This window comes from Enterobacter cloacae complex sp. ECL411 (assembly GCF_021869665.1).
In the GTDB taxonomy this organism is placed as follows: domain Bacteria; phylum Pseudomonadota; class Gammaproteobacteria; order Enterobacterales; family Enterobacteriaceae; genus Enterobacter; species Enterobacter intestinihominis.
Genome location: NZ_CP091486.1, coordinates 1,728,014 through 1,746,811, shown reverse-complemented (window position 1 = coordinate 1,746,811; position 18,798 = coordinate 1,728,014). Strand labels below are relative to the sequence as shown.

Sequence of the window (18,798 nt, the reverse complement as noted above, 5' to 3'; positions counted from 1 at the left end):
CATAATTATCATTAACGCCTTATAAAACAATAACCTTATCATTTGCATGGATTATGATAATGATGATTTCTTCGCGTTTTACCCGCTGGTTAACTGTGGTTGCGCTGGCCGCGACGGTTGCCGTCGCGCTCCCTGCTCGCGCCAATACCTGGCCTCTTCCGCCCGCCGGCAGCAACGTCGTAGGTGAAAACCGCTTTCACGTGGTTGAAAACGATGGCGGTTCGCTGGAAGCGATTGCTAAAAAATATAACGTCGGGTTCCTGGCACTGTTGCAGGCCAACCCGGGCGTAGATCCCTATGTGCCCCGGGCGGGCAGCGTACTGACGATTCCGCTGCAAACCATCCTGCCGGACGCGCCGCGTCAGGGCATTGTAATTAACCTCGCCGAACTGCGTCTGTATTACTACCCGCAGGGCAAGAACGAAGTGACCGTTTACCCTATCGGTATTGGTCAACTGGGGGGCGATACGCTGACCCCTACCATGGTCACCACCGTCTCTGATAAGCGCGCTAATCCAACCTGGACCCCGACGGCAAACATTCGCGCCCGTTATAAAGCTCAAGGTATCGACCTGCCTGCCGTGGTGCCTGCTGGCCCGGATAACCCGATGGGGCACCACGCGATCCGCCTGGCGGCCTACGGTGGGGTTTATCTTCTGCACGGAACGAATGCGGATTTTGGGATCGGGATGCGCGTCAGCTCCGGCTGCATTCGCCTGCGCGATGACGACATCAAAACGCTCTACCGCGTGATCGCCCCTGGCACGAAAGTGAATATCATCAATACGCCGATTAAAGTGTCTGAAGAGCCGGGTGGCGTCCGTCTGGTTGAGATCCACCAGCCGCTATCGAAAAACATTAATGACGATCCGCAGACGCTGCCGATTAATCTGAATGCCTCGATGGTGAGCTTTAAAACGAATGCAAACACCGATGGCGCAGTGATGGAGCGGGCGATGGAAGCGCGCTCGGGGATGCCAACCGATGTCACGCGGCATCATGAGGTTGCTCAGCAGTCAATGTAGAACGGTAATAACGACAAACGCCCTGCATAAGCAGGGCGTTTTTTTTGCAGTGGCATAACGGAGGGTTGCGTTACGCTTATTTGTAGATAACTGCGGTACCGTGCAGGGTGTTAGGACCGGTCACAGAGGTGATGCGGAATGATTTCGCACCCATTTCGTCAGCTTTTTGTGCCAGCTGATCTTCCAGAGAGCCGAGGTTAGTCCCGGCAGTGGCAGAGATGGTACCGACTTTCTGCTGGTCTGCTGGAGTGGATTGCACTTCAACAGCAGCGAAGCTTGCGAAAGAGAGTGAACTCAGAACGGCGGCAGCGATGAGGGTTTTAACGTTTTTCATGATTTTATACCTTTGGGCAGATGATGTAGTGGTCGTTAGTTATTTAGTTAACGATCGATAGGTAAATGATAGATGTGATCCAGGTCACACGTCAACCTATTTTTATAATGGTCGTTAAATTAATTTCATTTTCCTTATATTTCATAAAGATAAAATTAAATTATTTTTAAGAAATCACCGCTGGTCGTCGCAGACGTTTATTTTTATAATGACTATTCAACAAAACAACAGAGGACCAACGGCACATGACAACCGATGTCACGCGTTGCGCAAAGAAAAGCCGTGGCCGACCAAAAGTGTTCGACAGGGATGCGGCGCTCGATAAGGCCATGACGCTCTTCTGGCAGCATGGGTATGAAGCCACGTCGCTCTCCGACCTGGTGGAAGCAACGGGCGCGAAAGCCCCTACCCTGTACGCAGAGTTCACCAACAAAGAAGGCTTATTCCGGGCCGTTCTGGACAGATACATCTCGCGCTTCGCGGCAAAACACGAAGCCCAGCTATTCTGTGAAGAAAAAACGGTTGAGCAGGCATTGCAGGATTATTTCTGCGCAGTCGCAACCTGCTTTACCAGTAAAGACACGCCCGCGGGCTGTTTTATGATCAACACCTCCGCGACCCTCGCGGCATCGTCGAAAGAGATTGCCAACACGGTCAAATCGCGCCATGCGATGCAGGAGGAGACGCTCAGCACGTTTCTGGCTCAACGCCAGCAGCGCGGTGAAATTCCGGCGCATTGCCGTCCGCAGGAGCTGGCCCAGTATCTGAGCTGTATTCTACAGGGGATGTCCATCAGCGCCCGTGAAGGCGCGACGCTGGAAAAACTGCAGGGGATTACGCAAACAACGCTGCGCCTGTGGCCTGAACTTCTTAAACTCTGACGCAAAAAAAAGCTCCTCAGCCTGAGCGCATGAGGAGCTAAGTTCAGAGAACATCTTTTTTACACTTTGTTATTCAGTATCAGCTGACCATTGCTGTCGAGAGGGATCTGCGTACCAGGATCTTTATCCATGCGGATTTTGCCCTGCTGATCGCCAATTTTGTAGGTTACGTCGTAGCCCAACATTTTTTCAGACTTGTCATACACGGTTTTACAGCGCTGCTGCGTTGTGGTGTAGGTATCATTTTCCTGCATCGCGCCCTGCACCTGGTTACCGGCATAACCGCCACCCAGCGCACCAACTACCGTCGCGACATCCTTACCACGGCCACCACCAAACTGATGACCAATCACCCCACCAGCAACCGCGCCCAGCACGGAGCCAGCGATACGGTTTTCATCCTGAACCGGACGACGATGGGTGACAGAAACATTCCGGCACTCCTGACGAGGCGTCTTGACCGTCTCTTTGATCGGTGTAGCGGAAACCACCTGCGCATACTGCGGGCCACGATCAAGTACGTTCAGACTGGCAACGGCAGCCACACCTAACGCAGCTGCGACGCCAATCCCTATACCCGCCAACATTGATTTATTCACGGGACTTCCTCCTTTGTTGCAATTGGTAGCAATTTTGCAGCGCAATAAACGCTTCGCCAATAAGATAAAGGATCAAAAAACCGGGGGATGAGCTGGGATAGCGTTTGTTTAAGAGAACTCTTAAGCGTCAGGAGCGAAATGCACAGCATGATGTGCTAAGAACTCCCTCCGGAGAGCCCGGAGGGAGGGAGAAATTAGTGCAGCTTCAGGCGTGGGCGGATAACGCGGTTGATGCGGCCGACCAGCATCATCAGGCCGGTTTTGAAGTAGCCGTGCAGCGCAATCTGGTGCATACGGTACAGAGAAATGTACACGAAGCGGGCGATGCGCCCTTCCACCATCATGGAGCCGCGCATCAGGTTGCCCATCAGGCTGCCCACGGTGGAAAAGTTTGAGAGCGACACCAGAGAGCCGTGGTCTTTGTAGACATAGGCTTTCATCGGTTTGCCTTTCATCTGCGCCAGGATGTTATGCAGCACGAGGCTTGCCATCTGGTGCGCGGCCTGGGCGCGAGGAGGCACAAACCCGCCTTCCGGACGCGCGCAGGAGGCACAGTCGCCGATAGCGAAGATGTCCGGATCGCGCGTGGTTTGCAGCGTCGGCTCTGTCACCAGCTGGTTAATACGGTTTGTCTCCAGCCCACCGATATCTTTCATGAAATCAGGCGCTTTGATCCCCGCAGCCCAGACCATCAGGTCGGCCTGGATGTATTCGCCGTCTTTGGTATGCAGTCCGCCCTCATCCGCGCTGGTCACCATGGTCTGGGTCAGCACGCGCACGCCCAGTTTGGTCAGCTCGTTGTGCGCCGCGCCAGAAATACGCGGCGGCAGCGCAGGCAGAATACGTTCACCTGCTTCCACCAGCGTCACATTCAGCGCTTCATTAGTCAGTCCTTTGTAGCCGTAGCTGTGCAGCTGTTTGACCGCATTGTGCAACTCCGCCGATAATTCAACGCCCGTTGCGCCGCCGCCCACGATAGCAATGTTAACCTTGCCGTTAGCACCCATGTTGTTGGTGTACTTCAGGAACAGGTTAAGCATCTCCTGATGGAAACGACGCGCCTGATGCGGGTTATCCAGGAAGATACAGTGCTCTTTTACGCCTGGGGTGTTGAAATCATTGGACGTACTGCCCAGGGCCATCACCAGCGTGTCATAGGCCAGCTTGCGCTCAGGAACCAGCAGCTCGCCTTTATCATCACGCAGCTCAGCCAGCGTGATGGTTTTATTTTCACGGTTGATGTCCACCACCGAACCCAGCTGGAACTGGAAGTGGTGGTTACGCGCATGCGCCAGATAGCTGAGCGCATCCACGCCCTCATCCAGCGACCCGGTCGCCACTTCGTGCAGTAACGGCTTCCACAGATGGCTGTGGTTACGATCCACCAGCGTGATTTTGGCTTTCTTACCGCGACCCAGTTTCTTACCCAGCTGCGTCGCCAGCTCCAGCCCGCCAGCACCACCGCCGACAATCACTATCTTTTTCAATGGCGTAGTCAACGTGACCCCCTCAAATTATTAACCAATTGTTAATTAAAAGTTATATAAATAACCCTTAATTAACAACAGGTTACTGCGCTGAAACCATTCAGATTCACTGAGAATAGCACGTCAGGCGCATTGGTCATACCAAAATTGATATGTATCAAGTTTTGATGGTTTAAAAGTAGACAACTCTGACAAAAAAGAGGCCCGGCACGCTTTCACGTACCGGGCCTTTGTCAGGTTCAGGGAGTTCAGCCCAGCGTTTTAAAGGCCTTAATACGCTGCAAGTGCGGGGAAATATTTTTGAACTTGTGGGTCTGCTCTTCGTCCCAGACAATTTCGTAGTAATGATGCAGAAGTTCGGCAGCGCGGGAGCTGTCCAGCGCTTCATCGTTGCGGGAGAGGATCGCCAGACACCGGTCGCGGTTCTTTTCGCGGAAATTGCTCACGCATTTTGTTGCGATATCGGCGTACTCTTCCGGACGGTCAATCTTGCCTTCCATGTTTTCGTTTGGAAACAGGTTAGGATTAAAAATGACCTGACGGATATCGCACAAAAAACCGATGCGCTCTGCCCAGTATCCCCCCAACCCCACGCCGCAGATCAGCGGACGATCGTCGATATTGAGCTGCAACATTTTGTCCACTTCTTTAAGCAGATGCTGCATGTCATGCTTCGGATGACGCGTGCTGTAACTGATTAGCCGGACATCCGGATCGATAAACTGCAATTGCAGCACTTTCTCATGATTACCAGGACTGTTTGAGTCAAAACCGTGTAAATAAATGATCATCGTCTCACCACGCTACGCCTTCCGGGATGAATTAAAGGGCTGCTTTATGTGCCTGCCAGCGCTCGTTCAGGGCTTCAAGCCGGGCGTTTACCGTTTTCCAGCGCGCCGAGTCCATCAGCTCCTGACGACTAAATGAACCTTTATGATACAATTGTGTAACACGTTCAGCATTGATCGGCGACAGGTTATCCAGCACGCTCACCGCCCCTTTACGATTATTGCAGACGAGGATCATATCGCAACCCGCATCCAGCGAAGCCTGCCCACGTTCGGCATAGCTTCCCATGATCGCCGCCCCTTCCATGGATAAATCGTCAGAGAAAATAACGCCATTGAAGCCCAACTCCTGACGCAGCACGGTTTTAAGCCAGTGCGGAGAGCCGCTGGCCGGACGCGGATCAACGTCACTATAGATGACGTGCGCAGGCATAATAGCGTCCAGCTTGTTATCGGTAATCAGCGAGCGGAAAACAGACATATCTTTAGCGCGAATGTCTGCTTCCGGGCGCGGATCGCGCGGGGTTTCTTTATGGGAATCCGCCGTCACCGCCCCGTGGCCCGGGAAATGCTTGCCGGTGGTTTTCATGCCCGCATCGTGCATACCGTCAATGAAGCGCGTCGCCATTGCCAGCGCGATACGTGGATCGTCATGATACGAACGCTCACCTATTGCCGCACTAATGTGTCCTACGTCCAGCACCGGGGCGAAGCTGATATCGATATCCATGGCGATCATCTCGCTGGCCATCAGCCAGCCAGCGTCCTGCGCCAGTTGACCGCCCTCTTCGGTTCCCAGCAGCGCTGCGAAAGATTGCGCGGCAGGTAAACGGGTAAACCCTTCCCGGAAACGCTGTACGCGGCCACCTTCCTGATCTACCGCGACCACCAGGTGATTGCGCGAAGCCGCGCGGATCTGACGAACCAGCTCACGCAGCTGCGCCGGATCGTGATAATTGCGGGTGAAAAGAATCAGCCCCCCTACCAGCGGGTGCGCCAGGATTTCGCGCTCTTCCGCATCCAGCTCAAACCCCTCAACATCCAACATTACTGGACCCACACCAACCTCTCTTATCCTTTCGTTTGTAACTGGCGCCAGGCATCATCTGCCAGCGCAATAAATTGTTCGTCATCTGTTTGCTGAAAGCGCATTTCAAACCAGCCCGCCATGAGCATGATTACCCATGGTCGCCAGCGCGCAACCTGCCGCGCAAGGGTGAGCGCATTCATGTTGGCGTTTCGGGCATAAGCGGCTATCAGCTGTCCGCGCGAGGCCTCGTCGGGCATCCAGACCGCGGCAAGTTCGAGCGCCACGTCACCGTCCCCGGCATATTCCCAGTCGATAAGTTTCTCGCCTGCCGCCGTATGAACGATATTCCCCGCGTGGACGTCCATATGCAGCGGTGCCAGGCGTAACGCCTGCGGCTCTCCTGCTTTACGCAGCCGCTTCAGCTGCGCCAGCCAGAATGGCGTGCGTCGTCCCGGCGCGGCCTGCTGCCAGTAGCGTTCCAGCAAGGGGAGCAACGTTACCCGCCAGCCCAGACGCGGCTGGCGATGCAGATGATACAGCATGGCTGCCAGCGTCGGGGGATCGGGTAGCTCGCGTTTGATCTCACCCGCAATAAACGTCACCGCCATCCAGTCCCTGATAAAGAGATGAGGTTTCGGGGCAAGGTCGGCGGGAAGGCGCTTCAGGGCGCGGAACTGGCGACGAAAATGGGCGGCAGGCGCGGCGGCATCGTGATGCTGACGTAAAACCAGCCGATGGTCGCCACGCTCAATAATGCAACTCGCGCCGCCAAGCCCGGCGGGGGCTTGCGGCGCGATAACACGGTACTGAGGGAAATAACGCGTCAGGACGTCATGACGCGTGCGCTTATTGTTGCGTAACGGCACCTTTACCTGACCAGATAATTTCGCCGGTCTGAACCAGCATTAACTGCATCTGCAACGACGGCGTGTTCACGTTGCCTGTCGCGTTAGAATAAAGGACATACTGCGCGCCAACGTTGCGGGCGATACCAATCGCTTTACTGCGCGAACCCAGGCTGTCCTGAGGCGACAGACCAAGCTGTTGCTTGGCGACCGCGAGCTGCTGGGCTGAGACCAGCGTAAATTTACCGTTGTTTGCCAGCGCGTTGCGCAGGGTTTCCGTCGCTTCTCCCGCATTCAGGGAACCGTTTGTACGGTTGTTCACGCTGTCCACCAGCAGCACACTGCCAGGCGTAACGCCCTGTGCCTGCAACATTTTGCCCACCATCGGCTGCATCGCGCCGTTCCAGTCATAGTGCCGCACTCGCGGCGCAGGCTGCGCGGTATCGTCCGGATGTTCGATCGGGCCAGGCTGCGCAGGAATAGTCGGTACAGACGGCACGGTTGGAACAGGTTGCGCCGGTGTGGTCGGCTGTTCCGTTCCCGGCTTCGCCTGATCCACCGGTGCAGGTTCTTCCGTTCGCGTCACACAGCCTGCCAGAAAGAGTGCGAACGCACTCAGGAGCGCATAACGGCTCATTGTTTTAATCAAGGTTCACTCCTTACAAATAAAGATAAAGTCTCACCTTATGTGCACCCAGATAGCTGGCGCTGCCGTAGAGCGTGACCGACGATCTTGCCGGGACCGTCACGCTACGCGGCGCCTCAAGCGGGTGCATCTCAAGACCTCTCACGTCATACCAGTAGAAGCGATAATGCACCGTCACTGGCTCTTGCCTTTCGTTATAGAGCGTAGAGGAGGCAGAAGACTGGATTTCGCTTATGGTCAGCGAAGGCTTTTCCGCCGTGATGCCCGCAGCAAGCACTGAGGACTCCATCACCAGCGTCTGTTCTTCACTGACCGGGATGGCGGGACGCGCGCTGCACCCAACCATAACCAGCGTCACGATCAGCGCTGCAATACGCCCAGTTAACATATTAAAGACCTTTATGTGCCAGCATCGGTCCCAGTGGACGTCCACCCAGAAGATGCATATGAATATGATAGACTTCCTGGCCGCCATGGCGATTACAGTTCATGATCAAACGGTATCCATCTTCAGCAATCCCTTCCTGCTCAGCAATTTTCGCGGCCACCGTAAGCATACGGCCCAGCGCCACTTCATGCTCGGTTTTAACGTCATTGACGGTCGGAATCAGAATATTGGGAATAATAAGGATGTGCGTCGGCGCCTGGGGAGAAATGTCGCGGAAAGCCGTGACCAGTTCATCCTGATAGACAATATCCGACGGAATTTCCCGGCGGATAATTTTACTGAAAATCGTTTCTTCAGCCATGACCTTTTCCTTTTATGTTTAATCTGGCGTCGTGCGTCCGTTGTTAACACACATTGTCTGTTTTACTGTGTGACACAACACAAGAGTATGAGCGAGTTTCTCCTGTCCTTTCAACCTTCTCCCGTGATTTCTTTCCTGATTATCGCCCATCTGGCTGAAGAGGCATCGCTTTAGGACATTTCTTTTCTGAAACCTGATTTCAGTTCATCCCGAAACATCTGTTTACAGCGTTAATCACAATGCGTATATTTCGCATTTGCATTTTCATGCGCATTTTTAACATAGAAAACGACGTCAGCCCGTGCTAGCGGGACTGTCGCGCATTACCTTCACCATTCACTAAGGGTTTGATGATGTCTTTCATTAATCACACCAGGGATGGGCAACGTCAGCCTGCCGCAACACCTTCGTTGCTGGCCGCCTGCATTGCTATGGCATTGACGCCAACCACCGCTTTCGCTGCTTCAACAGCCGAAGATACCGTCGTCGTTGATGGGGGTTTTGATAACACACAGGATCTTTCTGCCAGCCAGGATCAGGATTACAGCGTAAAAACCACCACCACCGGCACCAAACTGTTGCTGGTTCCCCGCGACATCCCACAGTCCGTCAGCGTTATCAGCCAGCAACGTATGGCTGACCAGAATCTGCAATCCATCGGCCAGGTGCTGACGAACACCACGGGCATTACGGCGCAGGTGCAGGACAGCGATCGTACCGTATTTTACTCACGCGGATTTTTCGTCAGCAACTACGCCTATGACGACCTTCCAACGTCCATCAGTGAAGTGTGGAACTTTGGTGATACCGCCGCCGATACCGCAATCTATGACCGCATTGAAGTGGTCCGCGGCGCCACAGGCCTGATGTCCGGGACGGGCAACCCGGCGGCGTACGTTAATATGGTGCGCAAGCATGCGGACAGCCAGGAATTTAAAGGCAACGTCTCCGCCAGCTACGGCAGCTGGGACAAGCAGCGTTACGTGCTGGATCTCCAGGCGCCGCTGGTGGAATCAGGTAAGGTACGGGGTCGTCTGATCACGGGTTATCAGGACAACGACAGCTTCGTGGATAACTACCACTACCGGAAGAAATTCCTCTACGGCGTGATGGATGCAGATGTTACCGACAGCACGACCCTCTCGGTAGGGTATGAGTATCAGGAAAGCCATACCGCCGACCCAACCTGGGGCGGGCTGCCGACCTGGTACAGCGACGGAAGTAAGACCAACTACAATCGCAGCCAGACCGTCGCGCCTGACTGGGCCTATTCAGATAAAGACAGCACCCGCATCTTCGCTAACCTGACCCAGCGTTTCGATAATGGCTGGGAAGCGCACATCAACGGCATGCATGCTGAAACCAACTTTGACTCTAAGCTGATGTATATGTCCGGTTATCCGGATAAAGAGACCGGCGCGGGCCTGGTGGGTTACGGCGGCTGGAACCGCGGGGAACGCAAACAGGATGCGGTCGATGCCTTCCTGCGCGGCGGTTTCGATCTCTTTGGCCGTCAGCACGAGATGATGTTCGGCGGCAGCTTTAGCCGTCAGCGTAACCATTACGACAACACCATGCCGGATGCAGTATACGGCATGGTTGATGTCGGCAACTTTAAGAACTGGAACGGGAACATTGCCGATCCGCAGTGGACGCCGTGGAAACTCTACAGCAAGGATGATATTCGCCAGTCTTCAGCCTATTCCTCTGCGCGTTTCTCACTCGCCGATCCGTTGCATCTGATCCTGGGGGCGCGTTACACCCAATACAACATTCGCTATAACCCCGCTGGTTCGCCGAATACACGTCTGGAAAGCACCAAAGATGATGTCACGCCGTATGCCGGCCTGGTGTATGACATCAATAAGGACTGGTCGACCTACGTCAGCTATACCTCTATCTTCCAGCCGCAGGATAAGCGCAATGCCAGTGGACGTTATCTCGACCCTACCACGGGTAAAAGCTACGAAGCCGGGGTGAAGGCAGACTGGTTTAATACCCGCCTCACCACCTCGTTGGCGATTTTCCGCATTGAGCAGGATAACGTGGCCAGCAACACGTATACCTACATGCCGAGCGGTGAGTCGATTTATGAATCGCTGGACGGGGTGGTCAGCAAAGGGGTCGAGTTTGAGCTCAACGGTGCACTGACCGATAACTGGCAGCTGACCTTTGGCGCGACGCGTTACATTGCAGAAGATAAGAATGGCAACGCCGTCAGCTCCGATCAGCCGCGCACAACCATGAAGCTGTTCACCCGTTATCAACTGCCAATGCTGCCGGAACTGACCGTGGGCGGTGGCGTAAACTGGCAGAACAAAGTGTGGACGGACGTGGAAGGCGGTCCGGCAGGACGTTCCCGCGCGGAGCAAGGCAGCTATGGGCTGGTGAACCTGTTCAGTCGCTATCAGGTCACCAAAGACTTTGCTGTTCAGGCTAACGTCAACAACCTGTTCGACAAAGAGTATTACGACTACGTCGGATCGTATGTAGTGTATGGCGCGCCACTGAACGTTTCGGTGAGCGCGAGCTACGATTTCTGAGTATTAAGCCCGGTGGCGCTGCGCTTACCGGGCCTACCCATCACGTAGGCCGGGTTAGGCGCAGCCGCCACCCGGCACCACAAACCGCAATAATAAAAAAGGCAGCCAATCGGCTGCCTTAGTCTCCCCAGATCACAGCTTAGTTGTTGCGGATGTACTCATCCATTTCGGTTTTCAGGTTATCGGATTTCGTTCCGAAGATTGCCTGAACACCAGAACCTGCAACAACGACGCCTGCTGCGCCCAGTTTTTTCAGACCCGGCTGGTCGACTTTCGCAACGTCGGCAACGCTCACACGCAGACGAGTGATACACGCGTCCAGGTTAGTGATGTTCTCTTTACCGCCGAAAGCAGCAACCAGAGCAGGTGCCATTTCGCTGGTCACACCGGCTTTGCTGTCTTCCGTTGCATCTTCACGACCCGGCGTTTTCAGGTCCAGTGCTTTGATCAGCACGCGGAAGACGGTGTAGTACACCACTGCGTAGCCCGCACCCACGATTGGGAACAGCCACAGCTTGCTGCTGTTACCGGACAGAACGATGAAGTCGATCAGGCCGTGAGAGAAGGACGTACCGTCACGCATACCCAGCAGGATACAGATTGGGAATGCCAGACCTGCCAGTACCGCGTGGATGATGTACAGGATCGGCGCAACGAACATGAAGGAGAACTCGATCGGCTCGGTGATACCGGTCAGGAACGAGGTCAGCGCTGCGGAGATCATGATACCGCCCACTTTTGCACGGTTCTCTGGTTTAGCAGAGTGCCAGATAGCAATTGCAGCGGCCGGCAGACCGTACATTTTGAACAGGAAGCCACCAGACAGTTTACCTGCCGTTGGGTCGCCCGCCATGTAGCGTGGGATGTCGCCGTGGAACACCTGACCTGCTGCGTTGGTGTATTCACCAATCTGCATCTGGAATGGAACGTTCCAGATGTGGTGCAGACCAAATGGTACCAGGCAGCGCTCAATGAAGCCGTAGATACCGAACGCCACAACCGGGTTCTGGTAAGCTGCCCACTGAGAGAAGGTCTGGATTGCCGTACCGATTGGTGGCCAGATGAAGGACAGGACCACACCGGTGAAAATCGCGGCCAGACCAGAAATGATCGGCACAAAACGTTTACCCGCGAAGAAGCCCAGATACTCAGGCAGCTTGATGCGATAGAAGCGGTTAAACATATACGCTGCAATCGCACCGGAGATGATACCACCGAGAACACCGGTGTCCGCCAGGTGCTTAGCGGCAATCTCTTCAGCAGGTAAATGCAGTACCAGCGGCGCAACCACAGCCATGGTTTTCACCATGATGCCGTAAGCAACAACGGACGCCAGAGCGGAAACACCGTCGTTATTGGTGAAGCCCAGAGCAACACCGATAGCGAAGATCAGCGGCATGTTAGCAAAAACAGAACCGCCTGCTTCGGCCATCACGTGGGAAACTACGGCTGGCAGCCAGCTGAAGTTTGCAGAACCGACACCCAGCAGGATACCTGCGATAGGCAGTACGGATACTGGCAGCATCAGCGATTTACCGACCTTTTGCAGGTTAGCAAATGCATTCTTAAACATAATTGAGAGTGCTCCTGAGTATTTGTGCTTTTTTTTACGTTTTCACGCATTGGCCCGGGGGGAGTACCGCGCCGTGGACAGGACATCTAAGCGCCCTTTATTTATTACACAGAGTAAAATAATTCCCTCTGAGTTTGTTTGACGGCTATCACGTTTCAGTTCAAGACGGCCAAAAAACTTGCAGATATTTACATAAAGCATGTCTGGATGTGTCTAAAAACGCCATCACCGCCCCGAATGAGGCGGTGAACTTTACTCGCTTTACTTATTAATTACGAGCCTAAAAATAACAGGTGTATCAGACAGATTGCAGGCGGGCGGGGTCAATATGGAACAGGCTGGCGAAGTTTTCCGTTGTCACGCGAGCCAGTTCTTCAATACTGACACCTTTCAGAACGGCCATATACTCAGCGACATCCCGGGTCATCGCTGGCTGGTTCTCTTTGCCACGATGAGGCACCGGCGCCAGGTACGGGGAATCGGTTTCCACCAGAATACGATCCAGAGGAACATAGCGCGCCGCATCACGCAGTTGCTCAGCATTACGGAACGTGACAATCCCCGAGAACGAGATATAAAAGCCCAAATCAAGCAGCTTACCCGCCGTTTCTCTGTCTTCTGTGAAACAGTGTAGTACGCCACCGCAATCCGTCACCTTTTCTTCCCGCAGGATACCCAGCGTGTCGGCGCGCGCATCTCGGGTGTGAACGATAACCGGCTTATTCAGTTCCCGGCCAATGCGGATGTGGTTACGGAAGGATTCCTGCTGGCGAGGTTTCGTTTCCGGAGTGTAGAAATAGTCCAGGCCGGTCTCGCCCATCGCCACTACGCCCTCTTCTGCGGCAAGACGGCGTAAATCCTCAACGTCGTACGCTTCATCCTGATTCAGCGGATGCACGCCGCAGGAGAAGACGACATTATCGCGCTCGCCTACCAGTTCACGCATGGAGCGGTAACCCGGCAACGTGGTTGCCACGGCCAGGCAAAATTTCACATCGCGCGCGGCGGCTTTCGCCAGCACGTCGTCCACATTTTTATGCAGGGATTGATAATCCAGGCCATCGAGATGGCAGTGTGAGTCGACTAAAAACATAATGTCTCTCTCAGAGGTGGGAAACCGGCGGTATGACGCCCGGTTGCAGGTAGTGTTCGATACGCAGTAACTGGTCAGTCAGTAAAAGCTCGCGATTGAGACCGGTTACCGTCAAAAGTTGTTCACGACTCTGGCAGATATCATGAAGGATAGCGTGCAGCGACTGCCCTGACAGGCGATTCGCCAGCGTGGTGACCAGCGCCCACACGTCAGGGTTAGTCAGAAGCGTAGCCCCCTGCTGAATTTTGAGCGCATCCAGCAGCAGCGCGGCCAGCCAGTGCAGCCGTTCCGGAGCCTGATCGCTGTTCAGCGCTGGCAGCACGCTCAGCCAGTCATGGCTGTCGAGGGCTGATTCAACCGCACGACACAGCGTTTCACGCTGGGACCACACCTCGGGCTGTAATAAGGCCAGCGCAGCCGCAGGCGCACCGCTGCACAGGCGCAACGCTGAGAGCGCCGCGTCTTGTGACACCGTCACTTCCCGCTCAAGCCAGGCGAGTGCCCAGGATTCCTGAGGGACAGCAAGGTGGTGAAGACGGCAGCGACTGCGCAGCGTCGCCAGCAAGCGTTCCGGCTCGCGGCAGGAGAGGAAAAACCAGGTGTTTTCTGGCGGCTCTTCCAGGGTTTTTAACAGCGCGTTGGCTGCGGCTTCCGTGAGCAGCGCGGCGTCTTTCAGCCACACCACTTTCGCCCCCCCCAGACGCGCATATTCGTACAGTTTCTCACTGACCTCACGCACCGCGTCGATACCGAGCGTATTTTTGCCCTTCTCAGGTTCGAGGGTGTAATAGTCAGGATGCGTGCCCGCCTGCATGAGCTGGCAACCCCGGCACTTACCGCAGCTTTTATGTCCTTCCGGCTGTTGGCACATCAGAAAGCGGGTGATGGCATAAATCAACGCATCATCACCCATTCCCGGCAGCGCCTGGATCAGTAACGCATGATGCCCCCGACCAACCTGATAGCTGCCGATCAGCTGTTCAAAGTGTGGGCGCAACCATGGATACCATTTCATGCCTGCTGCTCCTGTAGCCACTGCGTAACGGTCTGCTGAATATCACATGTAACGTCTTCAAGGGATTGCGTCGCATCGATGGTACGAATGGTCTTGTCCTGCCCGGCCAGTTCCAGATAACGCGCACGGGTGCGGTTAAAGAAATCAAAAGACTCCTGTTCAATGCGGTCCAGTTCGCCGCGGGCACGGGCGCGCTTCAGGCCCACCTCAGGGGTCACGTCCAGATACAGCGTCAGGTCAGGACGGAAATCGCCCAGAACCGCGTCGCGAAGCGTAGCCAGCATGGCCTGATCGATACCCCGGCCACCGCCCTGATACGCCTGGGTTGAGAGATCGTGGCGATCGCCAATCACCCATTTGCCTTCTGCCAGAGCGGGTTTGATCACCGTCTCCACCAGCTGAACGCGCGCCGCATAGAACATCAGCACTTCCGCTTTGTCGGTAATAACTTCATCGCCAACGGATTTGATATCCAGAACCAGGCTGCGCAGTTTTTCCGCCAGCTGCGTACCGCCCGGCTCGCGGGTGAAGACCATGTCGGCGACGCCAAGCGATTTCAGCGTATCCACCACCACGTTACGGGCGGTGGTTTTGCCCGCCCCTTCGAGTCCCTCAATGACAATGTATTTACTGCGCATTTTTTTCCTTAAGTGCCTTCAGATAGTCCTGAACGGAGCGATTGTGACTGGCCAGGTTGGTATTGAACGTATGCCCCCCTTTTCCGTCAGCCACAAAATAGAGATACGGCGTTTTGGCCGGGTGCGCGGCGGCCTTCAACGATGCTTCACTCGGCGTCGCAATCGGTCCAGGCGGCAGGCCGCTAATCACGTAGGTATTATACGCCGTTGGCGTTTCCAGATCTTTTCTGGAAATCCTGCCGTTGTAGTTTTCGCCCATGCCGTAGATGACGGTAGGATCGGTTTGCAAACGCATGCCGATGCGCAGACGGTTAATAAACACCGAGGCAACCTGGTCACGTTCGGCAGCAACGGCCGTCTCTTTCTCGATGATCGAGGCCATCGTCATGAACTGGTTTTGATCTTGATAAGGCAGGCCCTCTGCTCGCCCTTTCCACGCAGCGTCTACCGCCGCGACCATTTTGTTGTGCGCGCGCTTCAGAATTGCCACATCCGTCGTGCCTGCCGTATACATCCACGTATCGGGCCAGAACCAGCCTTCCACCCACTCGGGATGTTCGAATTTTAAGGCGTCTGCCACGGTCTGGTAGCGGTCATCTTTCAGCGTATGCTTGATGTACGGCGCGTCACGCAGTTGCCTGAGATAATCGCTCAGACGCATACCTTCCACAAAACGCAATGGAAACTGGGCTTCTTTACCACTCTCCAGCAGTTGCAGCATCTCGCGCACGGTCATGCCAGGGGTGAAACGATAGGTACCGGCCTTGAAATGGGACAGGTCCGGCTGAATACGCAGCAGCCACTGGAATACGCGTGGACGATTGATAATTTTGTCGTCATACAGCTGCTGACCAAGCGCCTGCCGCCCGGTCCCCGCTTTCAGGGTAAAAATCGTCTCGTCTTTAATCAGGATCTGACTTTCAGCCAGCTGACGGACTTTCCACACTCCCGCTCCGCCAGCGATTCCGAACGCAACGATAAGAAGGAGGACAAAGCGTAACATTTTCTTCATGACTACCTGGTTTGCTCACATAACGGGGCCAGAAACTGGAACAGCTCGCGGGATGACCAGCACTTGCGGTCATAAGCGCGAACGGGGACAACGGGCATCAGCGCATTGCAGATAACAACTTCTTCGGCAGCCAGCAGCGCCTCTTCCTTAGCGTTAAGTTCGACAACGCGAAAGCCTGCGCGTGCCAGCTGTTGCAAACAAAACTGCCGCATAATGCCGTTGACTCCGGCCTGCTCCAGCGAAGGCGTGAATACGTCACTGCCCTTCCGCCAGAGTAAATTAGCCGCACAGCATTCCGTAATGTACCCTTCGCTGTCAAGAACCAGCGCCTCCCCGGCCTCCGTCTGCTCAAGATGAGTACGAATAAGCACCTGTTCAAGACGGTTAAGATGTTTTATGCCAGCGAGCATCGGGTTTCGCCCCAGACGTACCGGGCTAAGCGCCAGGACTACGCCCTCTTCACGCCAGTGCGCGTAATGGGAAGGATAATCTGAAACGGAAAGGATCCGCGCAGGATGCTGGCAGGCAGAACCGCTATAGCCCCGACCACCGCTGCCGCGGCTGATAATGACTTTCAGGACGCCGCTTGCTTTCTCTGACGCCAGCCGACGCATTTCACTTTCAAGAATGTCCCACTGCGAAAAGGGGATCAGTAATGCTTCGCAGGCTTTTTGTAAACGAAGGATATGGGCCCCGAGCAGGCACACGCCACCGTCGAGAATACGCGCGGTCGTGAAACAGCCATCGCCAAACTGGGTCGCCCTGTCGCTTGCCGGCAGCATTTCTTGCTCAAGGCCATTAATTAAAAACATAGTGGCTCCTTATGCATGGAGGCTCAGTCTGGCAGGATGTGGTTAGCCGGACAAGGGGATATCACCTAATAAAAAAGGCCCGGCAAGCGGACCTTTATTATCGTCAGCGACTAACCAGACTCAGACCTTTTTGAAGATCAGAGAACCGTTAGTCCCACCGAAGCCGAAGGAGTTACACAGGGTGTACTCCATACCGCTAACCTGGCGCGCTTCGTGGGGAACGAAGTCCAGATCGCAACCTTCATCTGGATTATCCAGGTTGATAGTTGGCGGTACAGCCTGATCGCGCAGCGCGAGAATAGAGTAGATTGATTCTACTGCACCCGCCGCACCCAGGAGGTGACCGGTCATGGATTTCGTGGAGCTCACCAGTACACGGCTGGCAGATTCGCCGAAGATAGACTTAACCGCCTGCGCTTCTGCTTTATCGCCCGCAGGGGTAGATGTCCCGTGCGCGTTAACGTAGCCAATCTGTGCCGGCGTAATGCCCGCATCACGGATGGCGTTTTCCATCGCCAGCGCAGCACCTGCGCCGTTCTCTGGAGGAGACGTCATGTGGTAAGCATCGCTGCTCATGCCAAAGCCAACAACTTCAGCATAAATTTTCGCGCCACGTTTTTTCGCGTGTTCGTACTCTTCCAGTACGATCATGCCTGCACCGTCACCCAGCACGAAACCATCACGGTCTTTATCCCACGGACGGCTCGCCGCCTGAGGATTATCGTTTCGGGTAGAGAGCGCACGCGCTGCACCGAAGCCACCGACGCCCAGCGGGGTACTGGCTTTTTCAGCACCGCCCGCAACCATAGCATCTGCATCGCCGTACGCGATGATACGCGCGGCCTGGCCGATGTTATGCACGCCAGACGTACAGGCTGTCGCGATTGAGATGCTTGGGCCACGCAGGCCGAACATAATGGTCAGGTGACCTGCCACCATGTTTACAATCGTAGACGGAACGAAGAACGGGCTGATTTTACGCGGGCCGCCATTCACCAGAGATGTATGGTTTTCCTCGATCAGGCCAAGACCGCCAATCCCGGAGCCGATAGCAGCGCCGATACGGGTAGCGTTCTCTTCCGTAATCTCAAGGCCAGAATCCTGCATGGCCTGAACGCCAGCGACAATTCCATATTGAATGAAGGCATCCATCTTGCGCTGTTCTTTGCGCGAGATGATCTCTTCACAGTTAAAATCCTTTACTAAGCCAGCAAATTTCGTTGCATAGGCGCTAGTATCGAAATGGTCGATTAGGCTGATGCCGCTCTGACCGGCAAGGAGAGCTTTCCAGGTGGACTCTACGGTATTGCCGACAGGAGACAACATGCCAAGTCCGGTCACAACTACACGACGCTTAGACACGTTTGTCCTCCAGGGAGGGATAAAAAAAGAGATTCGTGGGACTACAAAAGATAAAACTCAGGCGGTCGAATGACCGCCTGGAGATGTTCACTTACGCCTGGTGACCGTTGATGTAATCAATGGCAGCCTGAACGGTGGTGATTTTCTCAGCTTCTTCGTCCGGAATCTCAGTATCAAACTCTTCTTCCAGAGCCATTACCAGCTCAACGGTGTCAAGAGAATCTGCGCCCAGGTCTTCAACAAAGGAAGCGGAGTTCACAACTTCTTCCTGCTTAACGCCCAGCTGTTCGCCGATAATTTTCTTAACGCGTTCTTCGATAGTGCTCATACTCTTAAATTTCCTATCAAAACTCGCTTTCGCGATGG

20 protein-coding genes are annotated in these 18,798 nt (G+C 54.7%); 3 read left to right on the top strand and 17 right to left on the bottom strand.

Going from position 1 to position 18,798, the window contains the following annotated elements:
* Positions 1-59: 59 nt before the first annotated feature.
* Entirely contained in the window at positions 60-1,025 is a 966-nt protein-coding gene (locus L3069_RS08285) for a L,D-transpeptidase family protein (protein WP_038415843.1), read from the top strand.
* Between the two features lie 76 nt (positions 1,026-1,101).
* On the opposite strand, the gene bhsA is transcribed toward L3069_RS08285, so the two are convergent.
* On the bottom strand, positions 1,102-1,359 hold the full coding sequence (gene bhsA / locus L3069_RS08280; protein WP_006809234.1) for a multiple stress resistance protein BhsA: 258 nt from the start codon (positions 1,357-1,359) through the stop codon (positions 1,102-1,104).
* Between the two features lie 245 nt (positions 1,360-1,604).
* Here bhsA and comR point away from each other — a divergent pair, with 245 nt between their 5' ends.
* The gene (gene comR / locus L3069_RS08275; RefSeq protein WP_022647753.1) at positions 1,605-2,240 is read left to right on the top strand and encodes a TetR family copper-responsive transcriptional repressor ComR; all 636 of its coding nucleotides are present in this window, start codon (positions 1,605-1,607) and stop codon (positions 2,238-2,240) included.
* 59 nt (positions 2,241-2,299) lie between these two features.
* On the opposite strand, the gene L3069_RS08270 is transcribed toward comR, so the two are convergent.
* The 8 genes from L3069_RS08270 to hinT all read right to left on the bottom strand — a co-directional run bounded on the left by L3069_RS08270 (position 2,300) and on the right by hinT (position 8,384).
* Positions 2,300-2,839, bottom strand: coding sequence for a glycine zipper 2TM domain-containing protein (locus L3069_RS08270; RefSeq protein WP_017384715.1), 540 nt, complete (start codon positions 2,837-2,839; stop codon positions 2,300-2,302).
* A gap of 194 nt (positions 2,840-3,033) precedes the next feature.
* Positions 3,034-4,338 (bottom strand): NAD(P)/FAD-dependent oxidoreductase, encoded by a 1,305-nt coding sequence (locus tag L3069_RS08265; RefSeq protein WP_017693633.1) that lies wholly within the window; start codon positions 4,336-4,338, stop codon positions 3,034-3,036.
* Between the two features lie 236 nt (positions 4,339-4,574).
* A complete protein-coding gene (gene ycfP / locus L3069_RS08260; RefSeq protein WP_022647750.1) occupies positions 4,575-5,117 on the bottom strand; it encodes an alpha/beta hydrolase YcfP in 543 nt (180 codons plus the stop codon).
* 31 nt (positions 5,118-5,148) lie between these two features.
* Positions 5,149-6,174, bottom strand: a complete 1,026-nt coding sequence (gene nagZ, locus L3069_RS08255) for a beta-N-acetylhexosaminidase (protein WP_038415840.1) — start codon at positions 6,172-6,174, stop codon at positions 5,149-5,151.
* A gap of 11 nt (positions 6,175-6,185) precedes the next feature.
* Positions 6,186-7,010 carry a thiamine kinase gene (gene thiK / locus L3069_RS08250; protein WP_038415838.1) on the bottom strand — a complete coding sequence of 275 codons (825 nt, stop codon included), beginning with the start codon at positions 7,008-7,010 and terminating at the stop codon, positions 6,186-6,188.
* Positions 6,991-7,635, bottom strand: coding sequence for a penicillin-binding protein activator LpoB (gene lpoB / locus L3069_RS08245; protein ID WP_085929697.1), 645 nt, complete (start codon positions 7,633-7,635; stop codon positions 6,991-6,993). Before lpoB ends, thiK begins: the two co-directional genes overlap by 20 nt.
* Before the next feature lie 13 nt (positions 7,636-7,648).
* Complete coding sequence (locus L3069_RS08240) at positions 7,649-8,023, bottom strand: YcfL family protein (RefSeq protein ID WP_038415836.1); 375 nt, start codon at positions 8,021-8,023, stop codon at positions 7,649-7,651.
* Between the two features lies 1 nt (position 8,024).
* Positions 8,025-8,384: a purine nucleoside phosphoramidase gene (hinT, locus tag L3069_RS08235; protein ID WP_006809243.1), complete on the bottom strand. Its 360-nt coding sequence runs from the start codon at positions 8,382-8,384 to the stop codon at positions 8,025-8,027.
* Between the two features lie 353 nt (positions 8,385-8,737).
* On the opposite strand from hinT, the gene fhuE reads away from it, so the two are divergent.
* Positions 8,738-10,927, top strand: coding sequence for a ferric-rhodotorulic acid/ferric-coprogen receptor FhuE (gene fhuE / locus L3069_RS08230; RefSeq protein ID WP_038415834.1), 2,190 nt, complete (start codon positions 8,738-8,740; stop codon positions 10,925-10,927).
* 139 nt (positions 10,928-11,066) lie between these two features.
* Here fhuE and ptsG read toward each other — a convergent pair whose 3' ends face one another.
* From ptsG to acpP, 8 genes are all read right to left on the bottom strand, one after another.
* Positions 11,067-12,500, bottom strand: coding sequence for a PTS glucose transporter subunit IIBC (ptsG, locus tag L3069_RS08225; protein ID WP_006809245.1), 1,434 nt, complete (start codon positions 12,498-12,500; stop codon positions 11,067-11,069).
* Positions 12,501-12,798: 298 nt separating this feature from the next.
* Positions 12,799-13,593 carry a metal-dependent hydrolase gene (locus tag L3069_RS08220; RefSeq protein ID WP_023299800.1) on the bottom strand — a complete coding sequence of 265 codons (795 nt, stop codon included), beginning with the start codon at positions 13,591-13,593 and terminating at the stop codon, positions 12,799-12,801.
* Between the two features lie 10 nt (positions 13,594-13,603).
* Complete coding sequence (holB, locus tag L3069_RS08215) at positions 13,604-14,608, bottom strand: DNA polymerase III subunit delta' (protein WP_022647744.1); 1,005 nt, start codon at positions 14,606-14,608, stop codon at positions 13,604-13,606.
* The gene (tmk, locus tag L3069_RS08210; RefSeq protein WP_022647743.1) at positions 14,605-15,246 is read right to left on the bottom strand and encodes a dTMP kinase; all 642 of its coding nucleotides are present in this window, start codon (positions 15,244-15,246) and stop codon (positions 14,605-14,607) included. The genes holB and tmk overlap by 4 nt, the downstream gene beginning before the upstream one ends.
* A complete protein-coding gene (yceG, locus tag L3069_RS08205) occupies positions 15,236-16,258 on the bottom strand; it encodes a cell division protein YceG (protein WP_038415832.1) in 1,023 nt (340 codons plus the stop codon). The genes tmk and yceG overlap by 11 nt, the downstream gene beginning before the upstream one ends.
* Positions 16,259-16,260: 2 nt before the next feature.
* Positions 16,261-17,070 (bottom strand): aminodeoxychorismate lyase, encoded by an 810-nt coding sequence (pabC, locus tag L3069_RS08200; protein WP_038415830.1) that lies wholly within the window; start codon positions 17,068-17,070, stop codon positions 16,261-16,263.
* Between the two features lie 120 nt (positions 17,071-17,190).
* Entirely contained in the window at positions 17,191-18,432 is a 1,242-nt protein-coding gene (fabF, locus tag L3069_RS08195; protein ID WP_022647740.1) for a beta-ketoacyl-ACP synthase II, read from the bottom strand.
* A 91-nt stretch (positions 18,433-18,523) separates the two neighbouring features.
* Positions 18,524-18,760: an acyl carrier protein gene (gene acpP / locus L3069_RS08190; protein ID WP_003857954.1), complete on the bottom strand. Its 237-nt coding sequence runs from the start codon at positions 18,758-18,760 to the stop codon at positions 18,524-18,526.
* Between the last annotated feature and the right edge of the window lie 38 nt (positions 18,761-18,798).

Coding starts and splice junctions, on each gene's coding strand:
- L3069_RS08285 (WP_038415843.1), top strand. CDS start 60: ATGATGATTTCTTCGCGTTTTACCCGCTGGTTAACTGTGGTTGCGCTG.
- L3069_RS08220 (WP_023299800.1), bottom strand. CDS start 13,593: ATGTTTTTAGTCGACTCACACTGCCATCTCGATGGCCTGGATTATCAA.
- tmk (WP_022647743.1), bottom strand. CDS start 15,246: ATGCGCAGTAAATACATTGTCATTGAGGGACTCGAAGGGGCGGGCAAA.
- pabC (WP_038415830.1), bottom strand. CDS start 17,070: ATGTTTTTAATTAATGGCCTTGAGCAAGAAATGCTGCCGGCAAGCGAC.
- L3069_RS08240 (WP_038415836.1), bottom strand. CDS start 8,023: ATGTTAACTGGGCGTATTGCAGCGCTGATCGTGACGCTGGTTATGGTT.
- holB (WP_022647744.1), bottom strand. CDS start 14,608: ATGAAATGGTATCCATGGTTGCGCCCACACTTTGAACAGCTGATCGGC.
- bhsA (WP_006809234.1), bottom strand. CDS start 1,359: ATGAAAAACGTTAAAACCCTCATCGCTGCCGCCGTTCTGAGTTCACTC.
- hinT (WP_006809243.1), bottom strand. CDS start 8,384: ATGGCTGAAGAAACGATTTTCAGTAAAATTATCCGCCGGGAAATTCCG.
- acpP (WP_003857954.1), bottom strand. CDS start 18,760: ATGAGCACTATCGAAGAACGCGTTAAGAAAATTATCGGCGAACAGCTG.
- fhuE (WP_038415834.1), top strand. CDS start 8,738: ATGTCTTTCATTAATCACACCAGGGATGGGCAACGTCAGCCTGCCGCA.
- yceG (WP_038415832.1), bottom strand. CDS start 16,258: ATGAAGAAAATGTTACGCTTTGTCCTCCTTCTTATCGTTGCGTTCGGA.
- ycfP (WP_022647750.1), bottom strand. CDS start 5,117: ATGATCATTTATTTACACGGTTTTGACTCAAACAGTCCTGGTAATCAT.
- comR (WP_022647753.1), top strand. CDS start 1,605: ATGACAACCGATGTCACGCGTTGCGCAAAGAAAAGCCGTGGCCGACCA.
- ptsG (WP_006809245.1), bottom strand. CDS start 12,500: ATGTTTAAGAATGCATTTGCTAACCTGCAAAAGGTCGGTAAATCGCTG.